The sequence below is a fragment of the Paraburkholderia sp. 22098 genome (assembly GCF_052045935.1).
In the GTDB taxonomy this organism is placed as follows: domain Bacteria; phylum Pseudomonadota; class Gammaproteobacteria; order Burkholderiales; family Burkholderiaceae; genus Paraburkholderia; species Paraburkholderia caledonica.
Genome location: NZ_JBQEPV010000002.1, coordinates 717823 through 735284, shown reverse-complemented (window position 1 = coordinate 735284; position 17462 = coordinate 717823). Strand labels below are relative to the sequence as shown.

Annotated in this window: 16 protein-coding genes; all 16 read right to left on the bottom strand. The window is 60.8% G+C overall.

Annotated elements, in window-relative coordinates:
• Positions 1–221: 221 nt before the first annotated feature.
• The 16 genes from ACTJLB_RS06610 to ku all read right to left on the bottom strand — a co-directional run bounded on the left by ACTJLB_RS06610 (position 222) and on the right by ku (position 17271).
• A complete protein-coding gene (locus tag ACTJLB_RS06610) occupies positions 222–1229 on the bottom strand; it encodes a D-2-hydroxyacid dehydrogenase (RefSeq protein WP_440782821.1) in 1008 nt (335 codons plus the stop codon).
• A gap of 13 nt (positions 1230–1242) precedes the next feature.
• Positions 1243–1746: an aromatic-ring-hydroxylating dioxygenase subunit beta gene (locus ACTJLB_RS06605; protein WP_440782820.1), complete on the bottom strand. Its 504-nt coding sequence runs from the start codon at positions 1744–1746 to the stop codon at positions 1243–1245.
• Positions 1739–3013 (bottom strand): aromatic ring-hydroxylating dioxygenase subunit alpha, encoded by a 1275-nt coding sequence (locus ACTJLB_RS06600; protein ID WP_440782819.1) that lies wholly within the window; start codon positions 3011–3013, stop codon positions 1739–1741. Before ACTJLB_RS06600 ends, ACTJLB_RS06605 begins: the two co-directional genes overlap by 8 nt.
• A gap of 73 nt (positions 3014–3086) precedes the next feature.
• Positions 3087–4082, bottom strand: coding sequence for an ABC transporter substrate-binding protein (locus tag ACTJLB_RS06595; protein WP_440782818.1), 996 nt, complete (start codon positions 4080–4082; stop codon positions 3087–3089).
• A 142-nt stretch (positions 4083–4224) separates the two neighbouring features.
• Positions 4225–4953, bottom strand: a complete 729-nt coding sequence (locus ACTJLB_RS06590) for a GntR family transcriptional regulator (protein WP_087754649.1) — start codon at positions 4951–4953, stop codon at positions 4225–4227.
• Positions 4954–5099: 146 nt separating this feature from the next.
• Positions 5100–5687 (bottom strand): UbiX family flavin prenyltransferase, encoded by a 588-nt coding sequence (locus ACTJLB_RS06585; RefSeq protein ID WP_440782817.1) that lies wholly within the window; start codon positions 5685–5687, stop codon positions 5100–5102.
• A gap of 220 nt (positions 5688–5907) precedes the next feature.
• Positions 5908–6744: an ABC transporter substrate-binding protein gene (locus ACTJLB_RS06580; protein WP_440782816.1), complete on the bottom strand. Its 837-nt coding sequence runs from the start codon at positions 6742–6744 to the stop codon at positions 5908–5910.
• A 71-nt stretch (positions 6745–6815) separates the two neighbouring features.
• Entirely contained in the window at positions 6816–8411 is a 1596-nt protein-coding gene (locus tag ACTJLB_RS06575) for a UbiD family decarboxylase (RefSeq protein ID WP_440782815.1), read from the bottom strand.
• Between the two features lie 38 nt (positions 8412–8449).
• Positions 8450–9985, bottom strand: coding sequence for a class I adenylate-forming enzyme family protein (locus tag ACTJLB_RS06570; RefSeq protein ID WP_440782814.1), 1536 nt, complete (start codon positions 9983–9985; stop codon positions 8450–8452).
• On the bottom strand, positions 9972–10871 hold the full coding sequence (locus tag ACTJLB_RS06565; RefSeq protein WP_440782813.1) for a VOC family protein: 900 nt from the start codon (positions 10869–10871) through the stop codon (positions 9972–9974). The genes ACTJLB_RS06570 and ACTJLB_RS06565 overlap by 14 nt, the downstream gene beginning before the upstream one ends.
• Positions 10871–11305, bottom strand: coding sequence for a PaaI family thioesterase (locus ACTJLB_RS06560; RefSeq protein WP_088174451.1), 435 nt, complete (start codon positions 11303–11305; stop codon positions 10871–10873). Before ACTJLB_RS06560 ends, ACTJLB_RS06565 begins: the two co-directional genes overlap by 1 nt.
• A gap of 16 nt (positions 11306–11321) precedes the next feature.
• Positions 11322–12869, bottom strand: a complete 1548-nt coding sequence (locus tag ACTJLB_RS06555) for an ATP-binding cassette domain-containing protein (RefSeq protein WP_440782812.1) — start codon at positions 12867–12869, stop codon at positions 11322–11324.
• The gene (locus ACTJLB_RS06550; RefSeq protein ID WP_408423396.1) at positions 12866–13609 is read right to left on the bottom strand and encodes a GntR family transcriptional regulator; all 744 of its coding nucleotides are present in this window, start codon (positions 13607–13609) and stop codon (positions 12866–12868) included. The genes ACTJLB_RS06555 and ACTJLB_RS06550 overlap by 4 nt, the downstream gene beginning before the upstream one ends.
• 191 nt (positions 13610–13800) lie before the next feature.
• Positions 13801–14841, bottom strand: a complete 1041-nt coding sequence (locus ACTJLB_RS06545) for a porin (protein WP_440782849.1) — start codon at positions 14839–14841, stop codon at positions 13801–13803.
• A 640-nt stretch (positions 14842–15481) separates the two neighbouring features.
• Complete coding sequence (locus ACTJLB_RS06540; protein ID WP_440782811.1) at positions 15482–16291, bottom strand: tetratricopeptide repeat protein; 810 nt, start codon at positions 16289–16291, stop codon at positions 15482–15484.
• Positions 16292–16320: 29 nt separating this feature from the next.
• On the bottom strand, positions 16321–17271 hold the full coding sequence (gene ku / locus ACTJLB_RS06535; RefSeq protein ID WP_408171429.1) for a non-homologous end joining protein Ku: 951 nt from the start codon (positions 17269–17271) through the stop codon (positions 16321–16323).
• Positions 17272–17462: the final 191 nt, after the last annotated feature.

Below are 17462 nucleotides of genomic sequence, written 5' to 3'. Positions count from 1 at the left end.
TCAGCTGACGCGGGGGCGTTGTCACGTTCGCGGGCTGGTCAGATCCCGTAGGCTGAGCTTGTAGCGCAGGTACCAGCGAACATCTCGAGACTCTTCAGCCTGGTCATCGCGGGTCATTAGTCCGTTTTGCTCAACAACTTTTGTCCGATTCGCCGACCCTATTTGCACCGGAGCCTCGCTCAGCCGGGGTTGTCACCCTTGATCGCGTCCCATCTGCCGGCTCAATAACCGCGGGTACGATCGACGATATTCGCGAGCGGTTCCCCGCGCAGGAATCGCGCGAAATTGCCAAACCAGAGTTCGAGCACCCGCAGGTTGTAATCGGGCGCGTCGCACGAAATGTGCGGCGTGACGACGAGTCCCGGCACGTCCCACGCCACATGGTCAGCCGGTAACGGTTCGGGATCGAATACGTCGAGCAGCGCGCCGCCGCACTCTCCGGAACGCAATCGCTCGAACAACGCCGCATGGTCGATCAGCGCCGCGCGCGAAAGGTTGACGACGCCCGCACCGGGCCGCATGCGCGCGAGGCGCGCGGCGGAAAGCAACTCGCGTGTCTCCGGCGTGAGCGGCGCCGTCATAACGACGAAGTCGGCCTGAGGCAGCCAGTCGTCGAGTGCGGAGATCGTTGCGAGTACATCGACTGCTTCCATCGCCCGCGCCGGTGCCGCGCCACTCCGGTTCAGTGCAATGACTCGCAAGCCGAGCGCGCGCGCCGCGCGGCTCGCTGCCATGCCCAGATCGCCGAAGCCGATTATCAGCGCCGTCTTGCCTCGAATGGATGTGGTCAGCCGGGCGTCCCAGCGATGCTCCCGCTGCGCCTGCAACACGGCCGGCATTTGCGCATTCAGCATCAGCAACGCCATTTGCGTGTATTCGGCCGCCTTGTCGCTATGAATGCCGCTACTGTTCGTCAGGACCAGGTCGCGGCGCAGACGATCGAGCGGCATCAACTGATCGACGCCGGCACCTGTCGTGTGAATCCAGCGCAGACGTGGCGCGTCGTTCACCACCTCATGCGGGAATCTCGACGCCAGCAGGAAGTCGACTCCGTCGAGCGGACGCGCGAACCGCTCGCCGTCCCAGCCGAACGTCACGTCGATTTGCTGTGCGAGATCGGGATGCCGCGCGCAGGCGACCTGCCACACGGCTTCGTGAAGATGAAAGGCTGACGACTGACGCCGCTGGCTTTCGAGGTGCAGCCGGTAACGGCGGGCAGGTTCGGTCATCCGGGCAGCATCCTTACAGAGGGAGCGCAACGAGCGTGTCGTAGCGGCACGAATCCGTGACGACCGTGCGCTCGCGCAGCAACGCGCGGCCGCATTCGACAACGATCTGATCGATATAACGTCCGACGCTGAACACAACCATGCCGCCTTCATAGCCGGTTCGCACGACCATGTAGCTGGTTTCGCAACCGATCAGCCCGTCTTGGACGCTGACGACTTCGGTCGGTCCAAGTACATGACGGTAGACATGTGGCTCGAACACATTAACCGACTGGATCGAACTGACTCGATCGAGCATCATGCCGCGCGTGTTGCAGAACCAGATGCCGAAATCGCGGCCCGCTTCGAAATCGGTGCGCGTGAGAATGCGGTAAGTACAATCTTCGGTGAAGAACTCCGGCCAGCGGTCGAAATCGCCATTGTCGATCGAACTGCAATAGTGGGCCATCAGGCGCGCGATACTCGCGCCCGTCTGGGTGCCGACCTCCAGGTCAGGGTAGCGCGTCGTGCTAGACATCCATCAGTTCTCTATAGAATTTCCAGAAACCGCGTACCGAGGTTTCGGTCGCCCGGGTCGCCATCGGGCCTGTGCCCTTGCCGCCCATCTCGATCACGGCAGCGTCGTCAAGATCGCCGCGAATACCCTTTTCGACGAACGCGCCAATCGTGCCGTCTTCCATCGACACAAAACCCGCGGGCCCGACGAGATTGCTCTGCTTGCGCCGGATGAGCGTCTGCTCCGGCGTGTCTTCCTCGAAGCCGAGCACGGTCCAGATCAGTTCGCATCGATCGACGCCGAGCGGCACCACCTGCCGCACGCCGATGGAATTCATGATCTGATGCAGCACGAAGCCCGGAAAAATGCTCTGGATCGCATTGGTGATCTGATCGGGATACTCCATCCACTGATCGATCAACGAAGGATCCTTCAGACCGAAATCGTCGCGCATTGCACGAATCACGCCGGAGTCGTATGCCTGATCGCCAATGTCGGTATAGCGCTTCGTAAAGGTGATGTGATGCCGGCTATCTTCATCCTGCAACGTACCGCCTTCCGCGGACAGCCGGTTGATCTTGAAGGTCGAGAAAAACGCATGCAGCAGGCTCGGGTGATAGTTGTCGCGGCTATTCTCGACGTAGAGCTTCCAGTTGTTGTGCATCACCTGACTATAGCGGCCAAGTATCTTTACCCGCCCATATAGCGTGCGCTCCATGTGCCGCACCATTGTCGGTCCGAGATAGTCCTTCAATGCAGGGGCTTCTTCGGAAAACGAACCGAACACGAGACCGCGGATGGTCTCCACGCGCAGCTTCTTCAGACGGAACTTCGATTTGTCGAAATCCTCGGGCATACCGCCTTTGCCTTGCACGCCCTTCTCGAATGCGACGCTCGTCAGTTCGCCGTCGAAGTTGTAAACCCAGTTGTGATAAGGGCAAACGAAGTTCGGACGCTTGCGGTGCCCTTGCGCTTCGTAGCAAAGCACCGAGCCCTTGTGCACGCACTTGTTCACAAGCGCACCAATGATGCCGTCCTGCTGGCGCACGACAATTACCGACGTATGGCCGACCTTGGTCGTGATGTAATCACCCGCGTTCGGAATCTCGATGTCGAGGCAGAGGAAACTCCATGTGGGCCCGCGAAACACGGCCTCCTGTTCGCGCTCGTAGGTTGCCGCGTCGGAGAACACACGTAGCGGCACACGTGTAACGCGCTCTTCCGGCCAGCGGATCCGGCTAGTGGGAAATTCAATGGTCGCGACCGCACCGTCGCACTTTTCCGTCATATTGCTGCTCCGTTGATGAAGGCCCGTACACCATGGCGGCGGCTGTGGCCACTGGCCGACTCCCGATATCCGCTCATTTGACTGCTTCCGAGTCGAGATAGGGCTTCTGATAGAAGAGATCCGCGGGAAGCTCGCCCTTCAGCGTGCCGGCGGCCCTGAAAACTTCGAATGTGCGTTTCAGTGTGTCGATGTCGCCCGATTTGAACGAGACCGTATTCATCGTCGTCCAGTGGTCGCCGTAAAAACGCGCGCCCTCGTCGCTCATGTTGCCGGCCTTCTTGAGTATCGCCACGACAGCGTCGGGATTGGTCGCGGCGAAGGCTAGCGCCTGGCGCATCGCCGCAAGCACCTTCGCAGCATCAGCCGGGTTGTCCTTGAGCCACTCGCTGCGCATCACGGCGACACCGATATAGGGCGGTGTGCTCGCTTTCGTCATCTGTTTCCATTGATCGGACAACGTCGTGATGACGCGGACTTTCTGCGCACTGTCCGGCACCTGCGCCACCGTGGTGGGACGCATGACGGCGGCGTCGACGTTCTTCTGAACGAGGAACTGCGCAAGACGCGGCTCGTCGCCCGCAACCAGGCGATAGTCGGCAAGCTTGAGCCCGTAATTGCCGTCGAGCACGGCGGTGCCGACGCCAGTCGTCGCACTGCCGATGGGCGACATGCCGACTTTCTTGCCGCGCAGTTCACCCGCGGAGTGGATCGGCGAATCCGCGAGCACGACGATTTCCGCATCGACAATCTGCGTAGCGGCCACCATCCTGACCGGCACACCCTGCTGGCTCAAGCTGAATGCTCCCGCGAGGCTGGTGCCGAATGCCAGGTCGATCGCGTTCGAAGCCAGCGCGGTAGTCGGTCCGTTCACGTCCGGAAAATGGAGGAACTGCACCTGCAGTCCCTGTTTCTCGAAGAACTTCTGCGCTTCGAGCACGGCACCGAAACCAAGACTGGTGCCGCTGGTCCAGTAGCCCACGCGCAGCGGCGCCGCATACGCACTGGTAAGGCACGCGCCGGCTATTACGAGTGCGCATGCTGCCTTTAGAACGGAACGAAATGATTTCATGGTGCTTTGCCTGAAGTAGCAACGCAGCCGGTATCCCCAGCGTCGTCTTTGAAGGATTACTAAATGTCCTTGTCAAAACATAAAGCACGGTGCAACCATTCATCGAGAGATTCCGCCTGAAGCAAAGGCGGAATCCTCCGTATTACTTGCCGATCGCTACCAGCGGCGCATGCTCGAAGTCCTGCTTCATGCTGCGTAGCACACGCTCCATCGTCATGTCGCGAAACTTTTCGATGTGCCGGCGCGTAATGCGCGCGCCCGACTTGCCGTCGCCTGCCGACAGCACCTCGACCAGTTGGCGGTGATCGTCGGCGATTTCCGGGCTGTCGTCTTCGTCGCTGAAACCGAGCGCCACCAGACGCGCCATTTCGTCGAACAGCACCGAGATGCTGCGCACCAGACGGTCGTTGCCCGATGCCATTGCGATCACCAGATGAAACTCCCGGTTCGCATCGAGGAAAAACCCGATCCGATTACCGTGATTCTTCGACGCCGTATTGCCGCGCGCAGCGCGATCGATCCGCATCAACGCCTTTGCGTCCACCTTGCCGGCCGCGAGCCGCGCCGCCTCGGGTTCGAGAATGAGCCGCAGCGCGAACACCTCCTCGACATCCTTCAGCGTGACCGGCACGACGACGTAGCCGTGTCGCGGCACCGAACGCACCAGCCCTTCGTGCGTGAGACGCGCAAGCGCCAGCCGGCACGTCGACTTGCCGACGCCATATTGCTCCATCAGCGCAGCCTCGGTCAGCATGCTGCCAGGTTTCAGCGAGCAGGACAGTATCGCCTGCCGCATGGCCAGATAAGTCGACTCTCCCAGCAACTTGCCCTCGGCCGTGGCGTTGCCCCCAGAAACTAATTTCCCTACCATGTTGCCCCCGTGCGCTCTATCCAGGAATGGCTGCGTATTATGCTTACGTCATTCTGTAGGCACCTCACCAACCTCAAATCATTCTAGGAGATGCATATAGGGAAGTAAACTGAACACAAAAAAAGCACACCCTGTCGCACCATCTGTCAGCCAGCAGTGCCGCTCCACCGGCGTACGGCTCGTGATTCGATATCGAACAGGTCAAGCACGCGCCCGAGCGTATGATCGACCATCTGCTCGAGCGTTTCCGGCCGCGCGTAGAACGCCGGCACTGGCGGATAGACAATCGCGCCGGCGTCCGTGACGGCAGCGAGACTGCGGATATGCCCCGCATGCAACGGCGTTTCGCGCACCATCAGCACAAGACGGCGACGTTCCTTGAGCATCACGTCCGCCGCTCGCGAAAGCAGCGAACTGGTGCATCCAGTGGCAACTTCCGAGAGCGTCTTGATCGAACAGGGTGCAACGATCATGCCGTCGACGCGAAACGAGCCGCTCGAAATCGCCGCACCGATGTCAGTGTTCGGGTAGTTGACGTCCGCGAGCGCCTGAAGATCGGCAAGCCGCATCTGCGTCTCCTGCGCCAGCGTCACCTGCGCCGAACGGCTGACCACCAGGTGCGACTCCACCTCCAGGTCGCGTAACAGGCGAAGCAGCCGCACACCGTAAATGACGCCCGACGCGCCGCTGATACCGACCACGAGGCGTCGCCGCGCTGCGGATGTGGATTTCATGCGATCCCTCCTTTATCGAGCGCAAACGAGCATGGCCGGCGTGCATGCGTCATCATGGCTTCTGACCCGCGATGATCTTCTTTGCCGCCTCGTACGGTCCGGTAACGAATACGTCGCTGGGAAGCGTTCCTTTAATCGCACCGCTCGCCGCGAAAATCTGCTGCTCGCGCTTGAGCGTGTCGATATCAATCGGTTCGAAGGAAATGCTATTCAGTTCGGCCTAATGCGCCGCATAAATCCGCGCATCGTCTGCGGGCAGATTCGCGACTTTTTGCAGGATCGCCGCGACCTGGTCCGGATGCGCGTTGCCCCACACGATTGCATTGTGAATCGCGACGATCAGCCTGGCGACGGATTGCGGGTCGCGCTGGATCAACTCCGTGCGTGCCGCGGCCACGCCCAGATACGGCATGGCATTGGATTTCGTCAGTTTGTGCCATTCGTCCACCAGCGTGCCGAGACGCCGGGTCTTCACTTCCGTCAACTGCGCGACCGTAACCGAGCGCAGCGCTGCGGCGTCGACCTGGTGCTGCATGAGAAACTGCGCAAGGCGTGCCTCGTTGCCGGGCACCAGCGAATATTCGCTGGCATTGAAGCCATAATTTGCTTTCAACACCGCGGCCGTCATCAACGCAACCGAACTACCCGACGGCGACATGCCGATTTTCTTCCCACGCAATTGCGCGATCGACTCGATTCGCGAGTCGGCGGGCGTGACGAATGTGACATCGGCCGGCGCTGTCGCACCGAAAATCCTGATCGGCACGCCGCTCGCCGTGATGCTGAACGCGCTAGCGCCGGGCACGCTGAAGCTTATGTCGATCACATTGGCGGCGAGCCCGCTCGCAGGTGCGTTGACCTCGGCGAAGTGCACGAAATGCGCGTCGTCGATACCGGCCTTCTTCAGGAAATCGCCCGTTTCCAGCACGGCGCCGAGACCGAGGCTCACGCCGCTCGTCCAGTAACCGATGCGCAGCGGCGCGGCCTGCGCAGAAAGTGCGAGCAGGAACATCACGGCGGCAAACAGCACACGCTTTGCAAGCAGGTAGGGTTGCATCAGATCAGCTCATTAATGGAGTGAAGGGAACGCTGGAGGCCCGTGCAGCGCACCGAACGACATCGCGGCAATCAGCGCCGCGTCGGCGGCACCGCGTCGAAGCGCGAACCGCGCACGCACAGCTTGCCTTCCGCCGTTTTCCACAACTGCTTGCGTTCATGCAGTTCGCCGAGCGCGCGGGCCAGCGTGCGGAAGTCGTAGTTCGACAGCCGTTCGGCAAGCTCGGTGTAGTAAAGCGGCGCGGCGCCGAGGAGTGCTAGCGCTTCGGTTGCGGCGTCTTCCAGTTGTTCCGGCTCCGACACATGCACGGAGTCGGCCTTCCCGTCCACGTAGTCCGCGATCTTCGCCGTATCCGCATAGGCATATGAAATACGTTCGTAGCGTTCGTGCGGAATGCCTTCCGAGATCGTTGCGTCCACGCCGACCTTGGCACCTGTCGGCACCATGCCCGGCGGCATGACCGGCAAGCTCGGGTCCAGCGGCTTCGCGCGCGCGCCAGGGATGACGATCAGATCGCGGTCGCCCTGCACGCGCGTCGCGATGGCCCATTCGACCTCCTCGCCGTTGAACACGTCGATGTCGTCGTCAACGACCACCACGTGTTTCAGATCCATCACCGAAAGCGCCGCCAGCAGCGCGTTCTTGCCCTCACCCGCCTGCTTCCTGATCGAAATGACCGCGTGCCAGAACGCGCGGCCGCCCAACGTCACGTTGATGTCGTTTACCTGCACGCCGGCGGTGCGCAGTGCGCTACGAATGGCCTGATAGCGCGTCGGCGCCGCAAGCCACGTGTTCTCCCAAGGCATGTGCAACGAGTAATACATTGCATCGCGCCGATGCATGATTGCCTTGATGCGTACGTCCGGGTTCCAGTGCAGGCCGCCCATCAATGCGGTGAATTCGCCGAAGCGGCCTTCCGGCTGGGTCCATCCCGTCGGCAGAATTTCCGCTTCGATGACGATCTCCGAATCGGCGATGTACGGCAAGTCGACCGTTTCACACGGGGCCAATTCGACCGCTGCGCCGCGGATGCCGCCAGCGATCGCCATTTCGTCGACACCGATCGGTGCGCGATAGCCGGCGCCCATGATTTCCATCGGATGGTTGCCGATCGAAATGGAGATCGGGCACGGACGTCCCTGTTCGTAGGCACGCTGCGCGAACATGCGCATATTGTTCGGCGTCACGATGTCGATACCGCTCAGCGCCTTTTCCTTGACCATGAAGCGGTAAATGCCGCTGTTCAGGCCGTACTCCGGATCGCGCGAGATCACGATACCCGCGGTAATCATCGGCCCGCCGTCGAAGATCGACGACATGGGCACAGGCAGGCGGAACAGATCGACATCGTCGCCCTTGTAGATCACTTCTTTCGTGGCCGAGGTGGCGACATATTTGGGCGCAATCGGGTTCTGGATGCCATGCGCCAGCATCTTCTCGATGTCGGAGTAGTTGTCGCAACCCATCGCCATCATCGCGCGTTCCTGCGTGCGGATAATGCCCGACAGCAGCGGCATATCGTAGCCGATCACGTTATGAAACAGCAGCGCCTTGTCGCTCTGGTCGGCCAGCGTTCCCACATGGCGGATATCAACAGGCTGCCGGATATCTACCAGTTGCTGTGCCGCGCGCAGCCGTTCCAGGAACTCGCGAAAATTCTCGTTCATACTGAACTCCATGATGTTGAATGTCGTGTCGCTTTCACTTACGCGGTTTCGCTATCCTGTAGCGACGCGAGCGCTGTGGCTTTCAATACTGCGCGATCGATCTTGTTTGTGGACGCAAGCGGCAACGTGTCCACGAACCATACGCGCCGTGGGTGCTGATAAGCGGGGGCGTGCGTCAACGCGAACCGTTTGGCTTCCTCTTCGGTAAGCGACGCGCCTGCGCGCCGCACCACGAATGCCACCGGCTTGGTTCCCTTGATGTCGTCGGCAACCGGCACCACGCATGCCTGGACGATATCCGGGTGCGTCTCCAGCATCTGCTCGACTTCACCGGGAAAAATGTTCTCGCCGCCGGACACGAACATGTCGTCCGCACGGCCGACGAACGCATAAAAGCCCTGGTCGTCGCGGTGAAATACGTCGCCCGTTATATAAAAGCCATCTGCTGTCACCGGTAGCGGCAGGTCCGGCCGGTTGTGGTAACCGAGCATGACGGCAGGGCCTTTGACGGCCAGCACGCCGGTTGCCACACCTGTCGGCGATGCGTCGAGCAACTTGACGCTGACTTCCGAATGCGGATATCCGACCGACAGCAACGGCGGTTCGATCCCCTGCGGATGTGGTCCGAACACGATCGGCCCGCCCTCGGTCGTGCCATAGACGTTAGTGAGCTTCGCATTCGGCAATACCTCGCCGATCTGCGCAAGCAGACTTTCGCTGACGGGCGCCGAGCCCATCCGGATGAAGCGCACCGATGAGAGATCCGTGCGCGCGAGCAACTCCTTTTCGCGCAGCATCATCGCGATCATTGGCGGCACGGAGGTGAGCCACGTGACCCGATAGCGCTCGATCGCCGTGATGTACATGCGCGCGGTGAATTGCGGAAGCAGTATGACCGTGCCGTGCCCGTACAACGACATCAGCACGAGCGTCAGCGCGTTCATGTGATACATCGGCGCCGCCACCAGAAAGCGATGCGCCGCCGGCGGCTGCGCACGCGCTCGCGTACGCGCCACCCACAGATGGCTGCCGTGCGAGAGCATCACGCCCTTCGGCTTGCCGGTCGAGCCGGACGTATAGAGAAACATCGCCGGCATGTCGGGCGTGGGCACGAAAGTCTCGAACGGGCCACGTTCGACGAACGAAGCAAAACTTTCCTCGCCCGTCGAATTGAATACGACTGTCGGCAGATCGTCCGGGCAGTCGGCAAGTCGCGCGGCGTCGCAAAACACCAGACGTGCACCACTATCGCGAATCACAAAAGTGGAGAGCGCGGGTGGAAATCTGAAGTTGACGGGCACAGCGACCATTCCCGCGCGCATGATGCCGAGCAGCGCCGCGACATATTCGGCGCGATTCGCCGCAAGAATGGCAACGCGCTCGCCGACTTTCAGACCGCGCCGTACCAGTGCATGCGCGACGCCGTCAGCCAGCGCGTCCAGTTCCCCGTAGGTCATGCGCGTGTCGTGCCACGCGCAACCTGTTTCGTCCGGTTCCCCAAGCGCGATCACTGCAAGCTTGCACGGATCGCCGTCGGCGTCGATCAGATCGCCGAGATTCTCAGGCGTGGGCATGTTCAACTGCTCCGATAAATTCAATGACAGTATTGAGTTCGCCTAACAGCACGACAACGGACGACGCGCCGCTCTGCGCATGGACCGGCGCCATCAGCCGCAGGACGCTCTCGTCGACGTGGGACGTGAGCGCGTCCAGACGTGCGCGCATCGCCGCAAGGTCGCTTACCTCGACGACAATGGCGCCAAAATAGCTGTCGCGCCCTGCTGCGTGACATACGAGGTCGCCATAGCGCGTGCGATATGCCGCGCCATCGATAAAGTCCAGATCGAAGTCACGCAACGCAATGCGCGAGTGGTGGAAGGACGGCGATGTGAGAACCGACTCGCCGGCAATCAGCGCATAGCGGCGCGCTTCGAGTTGCGGGTCGTCACTCACGATCACGCATTCCTTCAGGCGTTGCGCGCCGTTCGAATGCTTCGTCCATTCGGCACGGAAGACCCATTCCGGCGTGAGGTGCTCGCAGAAATAGACGCGCCCGGCGGACAATTCTTCGGCCGCGAGCCGGGTTGTCCGGAAACGGGCGATCTGCTCGACGCCTTCAATGTCCACGGGCCGCGTGAACGACTGCGGTTCACTGGCACGCACGCCGGCGTCGATCAATCGCGCATAGGTTTCCTGCGCGTCGTCCGTCTTGAATACGAGACCGTCTATACCCAGACGGCTTTCGAGAATCTCGCGCCGCAACGTGGTGGCGCCGGGCGGCAGGCCGACCAGTTCGAGATAATGTCCATCGAACATCATCAGGTGATTGACCGAGCCAAGCGAGTGATAGCCGCGCGGGGTCAACGCGAAGCCAAGCGCTTCGAAACACGACGCCGCGGCGTCGGTTTCGAACATCGCGTTCACGACGACATGGTCGAGCGTCGATGTCGCCGTGTTCATCATGCCTTCGGCGCGGGTGCGGGCGCGGTCGAATAGACGCCCCGGCCGCTTGCGAGCAGCGCGCCGGACTGGTCGTAAATATGCGCCTCCGCAACCGAAATCGCGCTACCGAACTTCACCACCTTACCGCGCGCGATGAGATCACCGGGCATCGCCGCGCGGTGATAGTCGACGCGCAGATCGATCGTCGGTACGCCGCGGCCCGTTTTCGACACCAGCGCCCAGTCGGCCGTGAGGTCGACCAGCGCGGCAAGAATGCCGCCGTGCGTGTACCGGCGTTCGGGGTTCACGACCCACTCTTCGCGCCACGTCGCGGCGATTTCGATCGAGCCGTCGCCGACTTCGAGCACACGCAGACCGAGCCACTGGTGGTAAGGACCACGCGTAAGCATTGTCTGAACCTGCTCCGCGGTAAGTTGCTGGTTATCAGCCATTCGAGTCTCCGTACTTTTATGGGGTAACGACGATCTTGCCGAGCACTTCCCGATCGCGAATCATGCGCAGGCCTTCGGCTGCCTGTTCGAGCGGCAACACCTTGTCGATCTGCACGGCAATCTTCTTCGTACGGATCAATTCCATCAGCGCCGCGAGGTTGTCGTCATAAAAACTGTTCGAACCGATCACGCGAATCTCGAAGCTCCAGATGTAGCGAAGGTCTTCCTTGGGATCGTGACCCGCAGTCGCACCGCAGACGAGCAGGCTGCCGCCGCGTTTGATGCATTTGAGCGACGGCACCCACGTATCGCCGCCGGTGAAATTGATCACGACGTCCGCACCGCCTTCATAGCTGCGGCGTTGCGGCTTGCCGTACTTCTCGATGACCCACTTCGAGAAATCGGTGTCGCGATAGTTGATGACGTGATCGGCGCCCATCGCCTTGAGCCGTTCAGCCTTGTCCGCACTGCCGGCGGCCGCAATCACTTCGGCGCCGAGCATTTTGGCAAGCGTCACGCAGCCGGTTCCGACGCCGCCGCTCGCACCGAGAATGACTACACGATCACCCGGCTTGATGGTGTTGTGCGTAACGAGCATCCGGTGGGCCGTACCATAGGCGACCGGCAGCGACGCCGCTTCTTCGAACGTCACGCCTTCGGGCATTGCGATCAGCTGGTCTGCGCTGACGAGACAGTATTGCGCCATGCCGCCGTCGAGCATTTCGCCCATCAGACCTTTCTTCTTGTTGAGCGGATTGACGAGCACGCGAGCGCCGACCGACCAGTTTTCGACGTTGTCACCGACCTCCGTGATCTCCCCCGCCATATCCAGACCGATGACTACGGGCAGCGGCACCTTGATGCCCGGCATGCCCTTCACGGTGAATGGCCGTGGACGCAGGACAACCACCTTATCCGCGAGCACGATGGCTTCTTCCACGTCGTGTGTGACGAATACGACGGTCATCTTCAGTTGCTCGCGGATTCGCAGCAGTTCCGCGTGCATCTGCGAGCGCATCTGCGGGTCGAGCTTGGAAAACGGTTCGTCCATCAACAGGATGTAAGGCTTCACGACCAGGCTGCGCGCAAGCGCCACCCGGCTGCGCATGCCGCCCGAGAGTTCGTGCGGGTAGGCGTGCTCGAATCCTTCAAGGCCGGTCATCTTCAGTGCGGCCAGCGAGCGTTCGCGCCGCCGTTCCGCGTTGAGCGAACCCGCTTCGAGACCGAATTCCGTGTTCGCCACGATCGTGCGCCAGGGCAGCAGGCGGTCCTCCTGGAACATGTAGCTGACGACGCGGGTATCGTGAGTCGGCTCGCCGGCCACTCCGTCGATCCGCACGTCGCCCTGATCCGCCTGTGCCAATCCTGCGATGATGTTGAGCAACGTGCTCTTGCCGCATCCGGACGCGCCGACGATCGCCAGCACCGAACCCGAAGGCGCGGTCAGACTGATGTCTTCGAGCACCGCCAGCTTGCCGTAGTGCTTCGAAACGTGCTCCACTTCCACGGCGTTGCGTACCGTGGTTGCCTTCTCGAACATGGCTTGAGTAGTCACAGCGTTCATCGTGCGCCTCGCAGTGGGACGATCGGTGCGCCTGCATGCGTGTCGCGCAGGCTCGCCATTACCTTTTCCATCGTCATGTCGCGAAACGTCGCCACATGCCGGTGCGCGATCTGCTCGGCGCGCTTGCCGTCGCCGCTCGCGAGGGCGCTGATCATCGCGGTGTGGTCATGGCGGATCTCCGGCTTGGTGTTCTGCACGCCGAAGCCGAGCGACACGAGCCGCGCCATATCGTTGAGCAGGCCACCCAGCATGCGAACCAGCCGGCTGTTGCCCGAACATTCGGCGATCGCCATGTGGAAAGCCGCATTCGCATCCATGAAGATGCCAATCCGGCTGCCGATGCCAAGCGACGTATCGTCGTTGCGGCACGCGCGCTCCAGCCGGTTCAACAGGTCGATATCCGCCTTGCCTGCAGCGAGGCGCGCCGATAGCGGCTCAAGCTCAAGGCGAAGCGCAAACACTTCTTCCACATCCTTCAACGTAATCGGCGTTACCACGTAGCCCTGACGCGGCACGATGCGCACAAAGCCTTCCTGCGCGAGACGCTGCAGCGCCACCCTGCAGGTTGCCTTGCCGATGCCATAGCGTGCGGTTAGTGCGCTTTCCGTCAGCGTGGCGGCCGGTTCGATTACGCAGGACAGAATGTCCTGACGGATCGCCGAACACGCGCGCTCACTGAGCAGTTTTGCTTCGTTCGAACAGTCGATCAATTCCACCGTCGGAGCTGCAGGATCTTCCACGACACCTCTCCTTCGTCTCGTAGGCTGCTCACGAGGACCCGCGTGGGCAGGTGATGAGTTAACTTAGAACAGCCATTAAAAAAATGCACGTAAAAAAACGTGACTTCTGAGCTGTTCAGCGATATGTCACGGCGCTTCCGGTCCTCTCCCGCACGACATATCTGCATGGCGTTCACTGCGCCTTCGTGCCGTCAGAACGAATGCAGTATGCCGAGCTGCGCGCCAGTCACGCCTTCTCCTCGCGTCGGCGTATTCGGCGTGATGGGCCCGTTGGCGATCAGCGCATAGGTCGCGCCGTGGCGGTTCACGAGCCGTTCAAACGTTCCATAGACCAGCGTCCGCTTGCTGAAACTGTAGAACGCGCCAACGCTCACTTCTCCCGCGTTGTTATCCTGGCCTGAACTATCCTTCGCGTAGCCGACGCCGGCCGCGAGCCGTAGCGCCGGTGTGACGTTGTAGGTCGTCGATAGCGAATAGACGCTGTGATATTTGCCTTGGACATTGGTTGAAATATTCGAGCCGAGGTTGTTGCCGCGGTAATAGCCGAAGTAGCCCGTCACACTGCCGAACTGATAACTGCCGCCGGCGAACGTCGTCTTCGTATTGACTGTTCCGTTCGCGCCATTCTGTTCCGCGTGGCTGACGCCGAGATACAGCGGGCCACGCTGATAATCGATCGATCCCACGTAGGCATTCAACGCGTCATGCGGCGACGTCTGACCACCCAGGCTCGCACCCGCGGAGAACGTGAATCCCGCGATGTTCGGCGACCAGTACGTGATCATGTTGTCGTAGCGAAACACGAACGTCGACGCGTTGTGAAGAAACGAGCCATACGTACCGCCGGAGAATGCGTCGAACTTGCTGTGCATCAGCAGCAGCACCGAGTTCTGACGGCCGAAACGGAATTCACCATACGGCGTGCCGAGACCCACCCACGCACTGCGGCTGAAAGCGAGCGTCGAATCCGTCGCCGCGCCGGAGTTCGTGAGGATGCCGTTCTCGAGATCGAAGGTTGCACGCAGGCCGCCGCCGAGATCTTCGCTTCCTCTGATCCCTACGCGGCTTGCCGACAGACCGCCGCTCTGCATCGCGGTCTGCGCGCCCTTGCCGCCTGCGTTCGTATAACCCAGGTACGTATCGAGAATGCCGTACAGCGTGACCTCGGCCCGGGCCGGCGTCACTGTCACGGCGCCAAGTGCAACGAGTGCTGCAGAACAAGCCAAAGCCATCTTGCGCATTTCAGATTCCCGTTTCGGTGAATGGTTTATGTCGGATTACTAAGAATTTCAGTGTGAACCGCTTTGTCGATTTATTTCCTCGACGAAGTGTGCAACAAATATTGCTGTGAGGTGCTCACGAACAATCAGTGAGCGCTCGACGGTTGACTTTAGATCGACAAAAAAGAGAAGCACAACAAATATTTCTGGGCATCTCAGGCGTGAGGTGCTTACGCGCGGGTCTCACATGTGTCTTCCAAAGTCCGTTTTTTGCGCGATGTCGGGAGCGCAGGTTGCTGCTGGAAGTTGAGCGACATGAGAAGAGCGCCTCGTGGAATTGGTACCGGGCGATCTCTGGTTGTGTCGCAGTAAGAGATGGACGCTAGAATTCCGCCGATACGGGTCACCGATGAAAGAATCGAAAAGACGCGGAACCGCGCGCTGGCGAAGGCAGAGAACGTCTCGCAGTATCCGCTGATGAAAACTGCGTGCTGCACTGGAAGTTGCGTTGCGATAAGGTCGGGCAAGTCGACAAAAATCGCGGGCAGGAAGGAATCCTTATGCCACCAACGAATTGAACTCGCGACAAAAAGTTCGTCGAAGCCTCAGGCGTTCTGGGCCTATTTGATAGCGACGCGCGATCGAAGCCGGTTCAGCCGACGAGGCGACGATAAGCGCTGAGATGCCGGACAAGGCCTTGCTTGTCGCCACGAATCTCGCTCAGCCTTGCCAGGTTGAAATGAGCATCGGCATGCGTCGGGTCGAGTTCTATGCATCGCTGATAAGCCGCTTCGGCAGCATCGAAGCGTTTAAGCTCTTCGAGCACGACCGCCCGATTGAAGTGCAGCAACGCGTCCTCGGGAAAGTGCTCAAGCGCATCTTCAAAAATGGACAATGCTTCATCGCAGCGCGTCTCTGCCTCGCATAGCAATACGCCCAGGTTGGTGTATGCGTCGTAGTGCGGTGATGGCGAGAGCTCAAGCACTTTCCGGTAGGCCTGCTCTGCACCGACAGCGTCGGTTTCGGTCAGCTGTTCGGCCAGTGCGAACCATTCTTCCGCCTGTTCTTCACGGCTCTCCTGGTTTCGCGGTACCGAGTCGAGAAATGCCACCTCCCCCCGGATAGGCGCGACCTCGAAGTCGAGCAGATGCTGCCCCGAATCAGCGTCCCACTGCGCCTGTCCCGACCTCACGGCCACGGTCTCACCGACAGACGTGATTCGAATCCCGGACAAGGGAAGCTCGTCAGGTAGTTCGGCTTTCAGCTTGGCAAGCGCCCTCAGAATTTTTCGTGCGGAGACTTTGGCAGATTGCAGCTGGAACGCAGTGCGCAGCAGCACAACGTCCTGGAAGGAGAATCGAAGCTCGTTCCGTCGGCCACGCGACGGGTGGACGAATCCGGCGTCAATCAGCCCGGAGAGGACCCGACGCGACACGCCCAGCAGCGACTGCAGGCTGCGCAACGAGTAATCGTTAGACTGGCTCCGTCTTGTCACTTGCGTGCCCGGACCTTGGCTGGTGGCGCCTCTTTGACGTCCGGTTTCGGTGTCGCGCGCTTGACAGGCCGGCGCGGTTTGGCGGCGAGTACCTCGACCTCAGCGGGCGGAGTCTTTTTCGCGGCCGGCGTCTTTGGCGCCGCTGTCTTCACAGGTGCCTCACGCTTGTCCTTATTGGCGCTGAGACTGGCGCGAAGTGCTTCCATCAGGTCGATCACCTGACCGCCCGACTCTTCGGCCGGTGCCTCAGGCGAAACAATCTGTTTTCCGGCAATCTTCCGGTCAATCGCTTCGAGTATCCGCTTCTTCTCTTCGTCCTCGTAAGCCGTCGGGTCATAGGCGTCTTCCGACACCTGGTCGATGATTTGCAGCGCAAGTTTGAGCTCGGTATCGCTGACAGTCACCTGTTCGATATGCAGATCGCTCAGCGCTCGCACCTCATCGGCGAACAGCAGTTGCTGGAATACCATGCCGTCTTCGGCAGGCCGTATCTGAACGATTCGGGTCTTCCCCTTGTACGACCATTTTGCCAGCGCGCAGCGTCCGCTTTCTCGCATCGCAAGCTGAAGCAGGCTGTACGGTTTGCCACCGCGTTTGTCAGGCGCGATGAAGTACGCCTTGTCGTAGTACAAGGGGTCCACTGACTTCTCAGGAACGAACGACACAATCTCCACGACGTGACTCGCGCCTTCTTCCAGCGCTTTCAGTTCTTCCGGAGCGAAGACGACGAACTGCCCCTTCTCGAACTCGTATCCCTTCTTCATGTCCGCGCGCGCCACCACGGCGCCCGTGGCCTCTGAGATGTACTGCTGCTTTACGCGGCCGCCCTCCGGCGTCAGAAGATTGAAGCCCACACCCGCGGCGCTATCCGTCGCCGAATACAGTTTCACCGGAATGGACACAAGACCGAAGGACAGTGTCAGCGATGCGATGGAACGAGCCGCCATGTGAGCCTCCTGTGAGCGGACGCGGTAATTTATCGGCGCTGCAATGATTCAAAGTCCGCAGGACCGATTGCACGCGACAGAGCAGGTCTTGTGCCGGTGAGTGACCGGTCCGCATTGGGACACCGCCACGGGCACGTCGGCGCCCTGCCGCGCTTGAACGAATCTCTTGCCTGTAGCCCCCATTCCTGCCA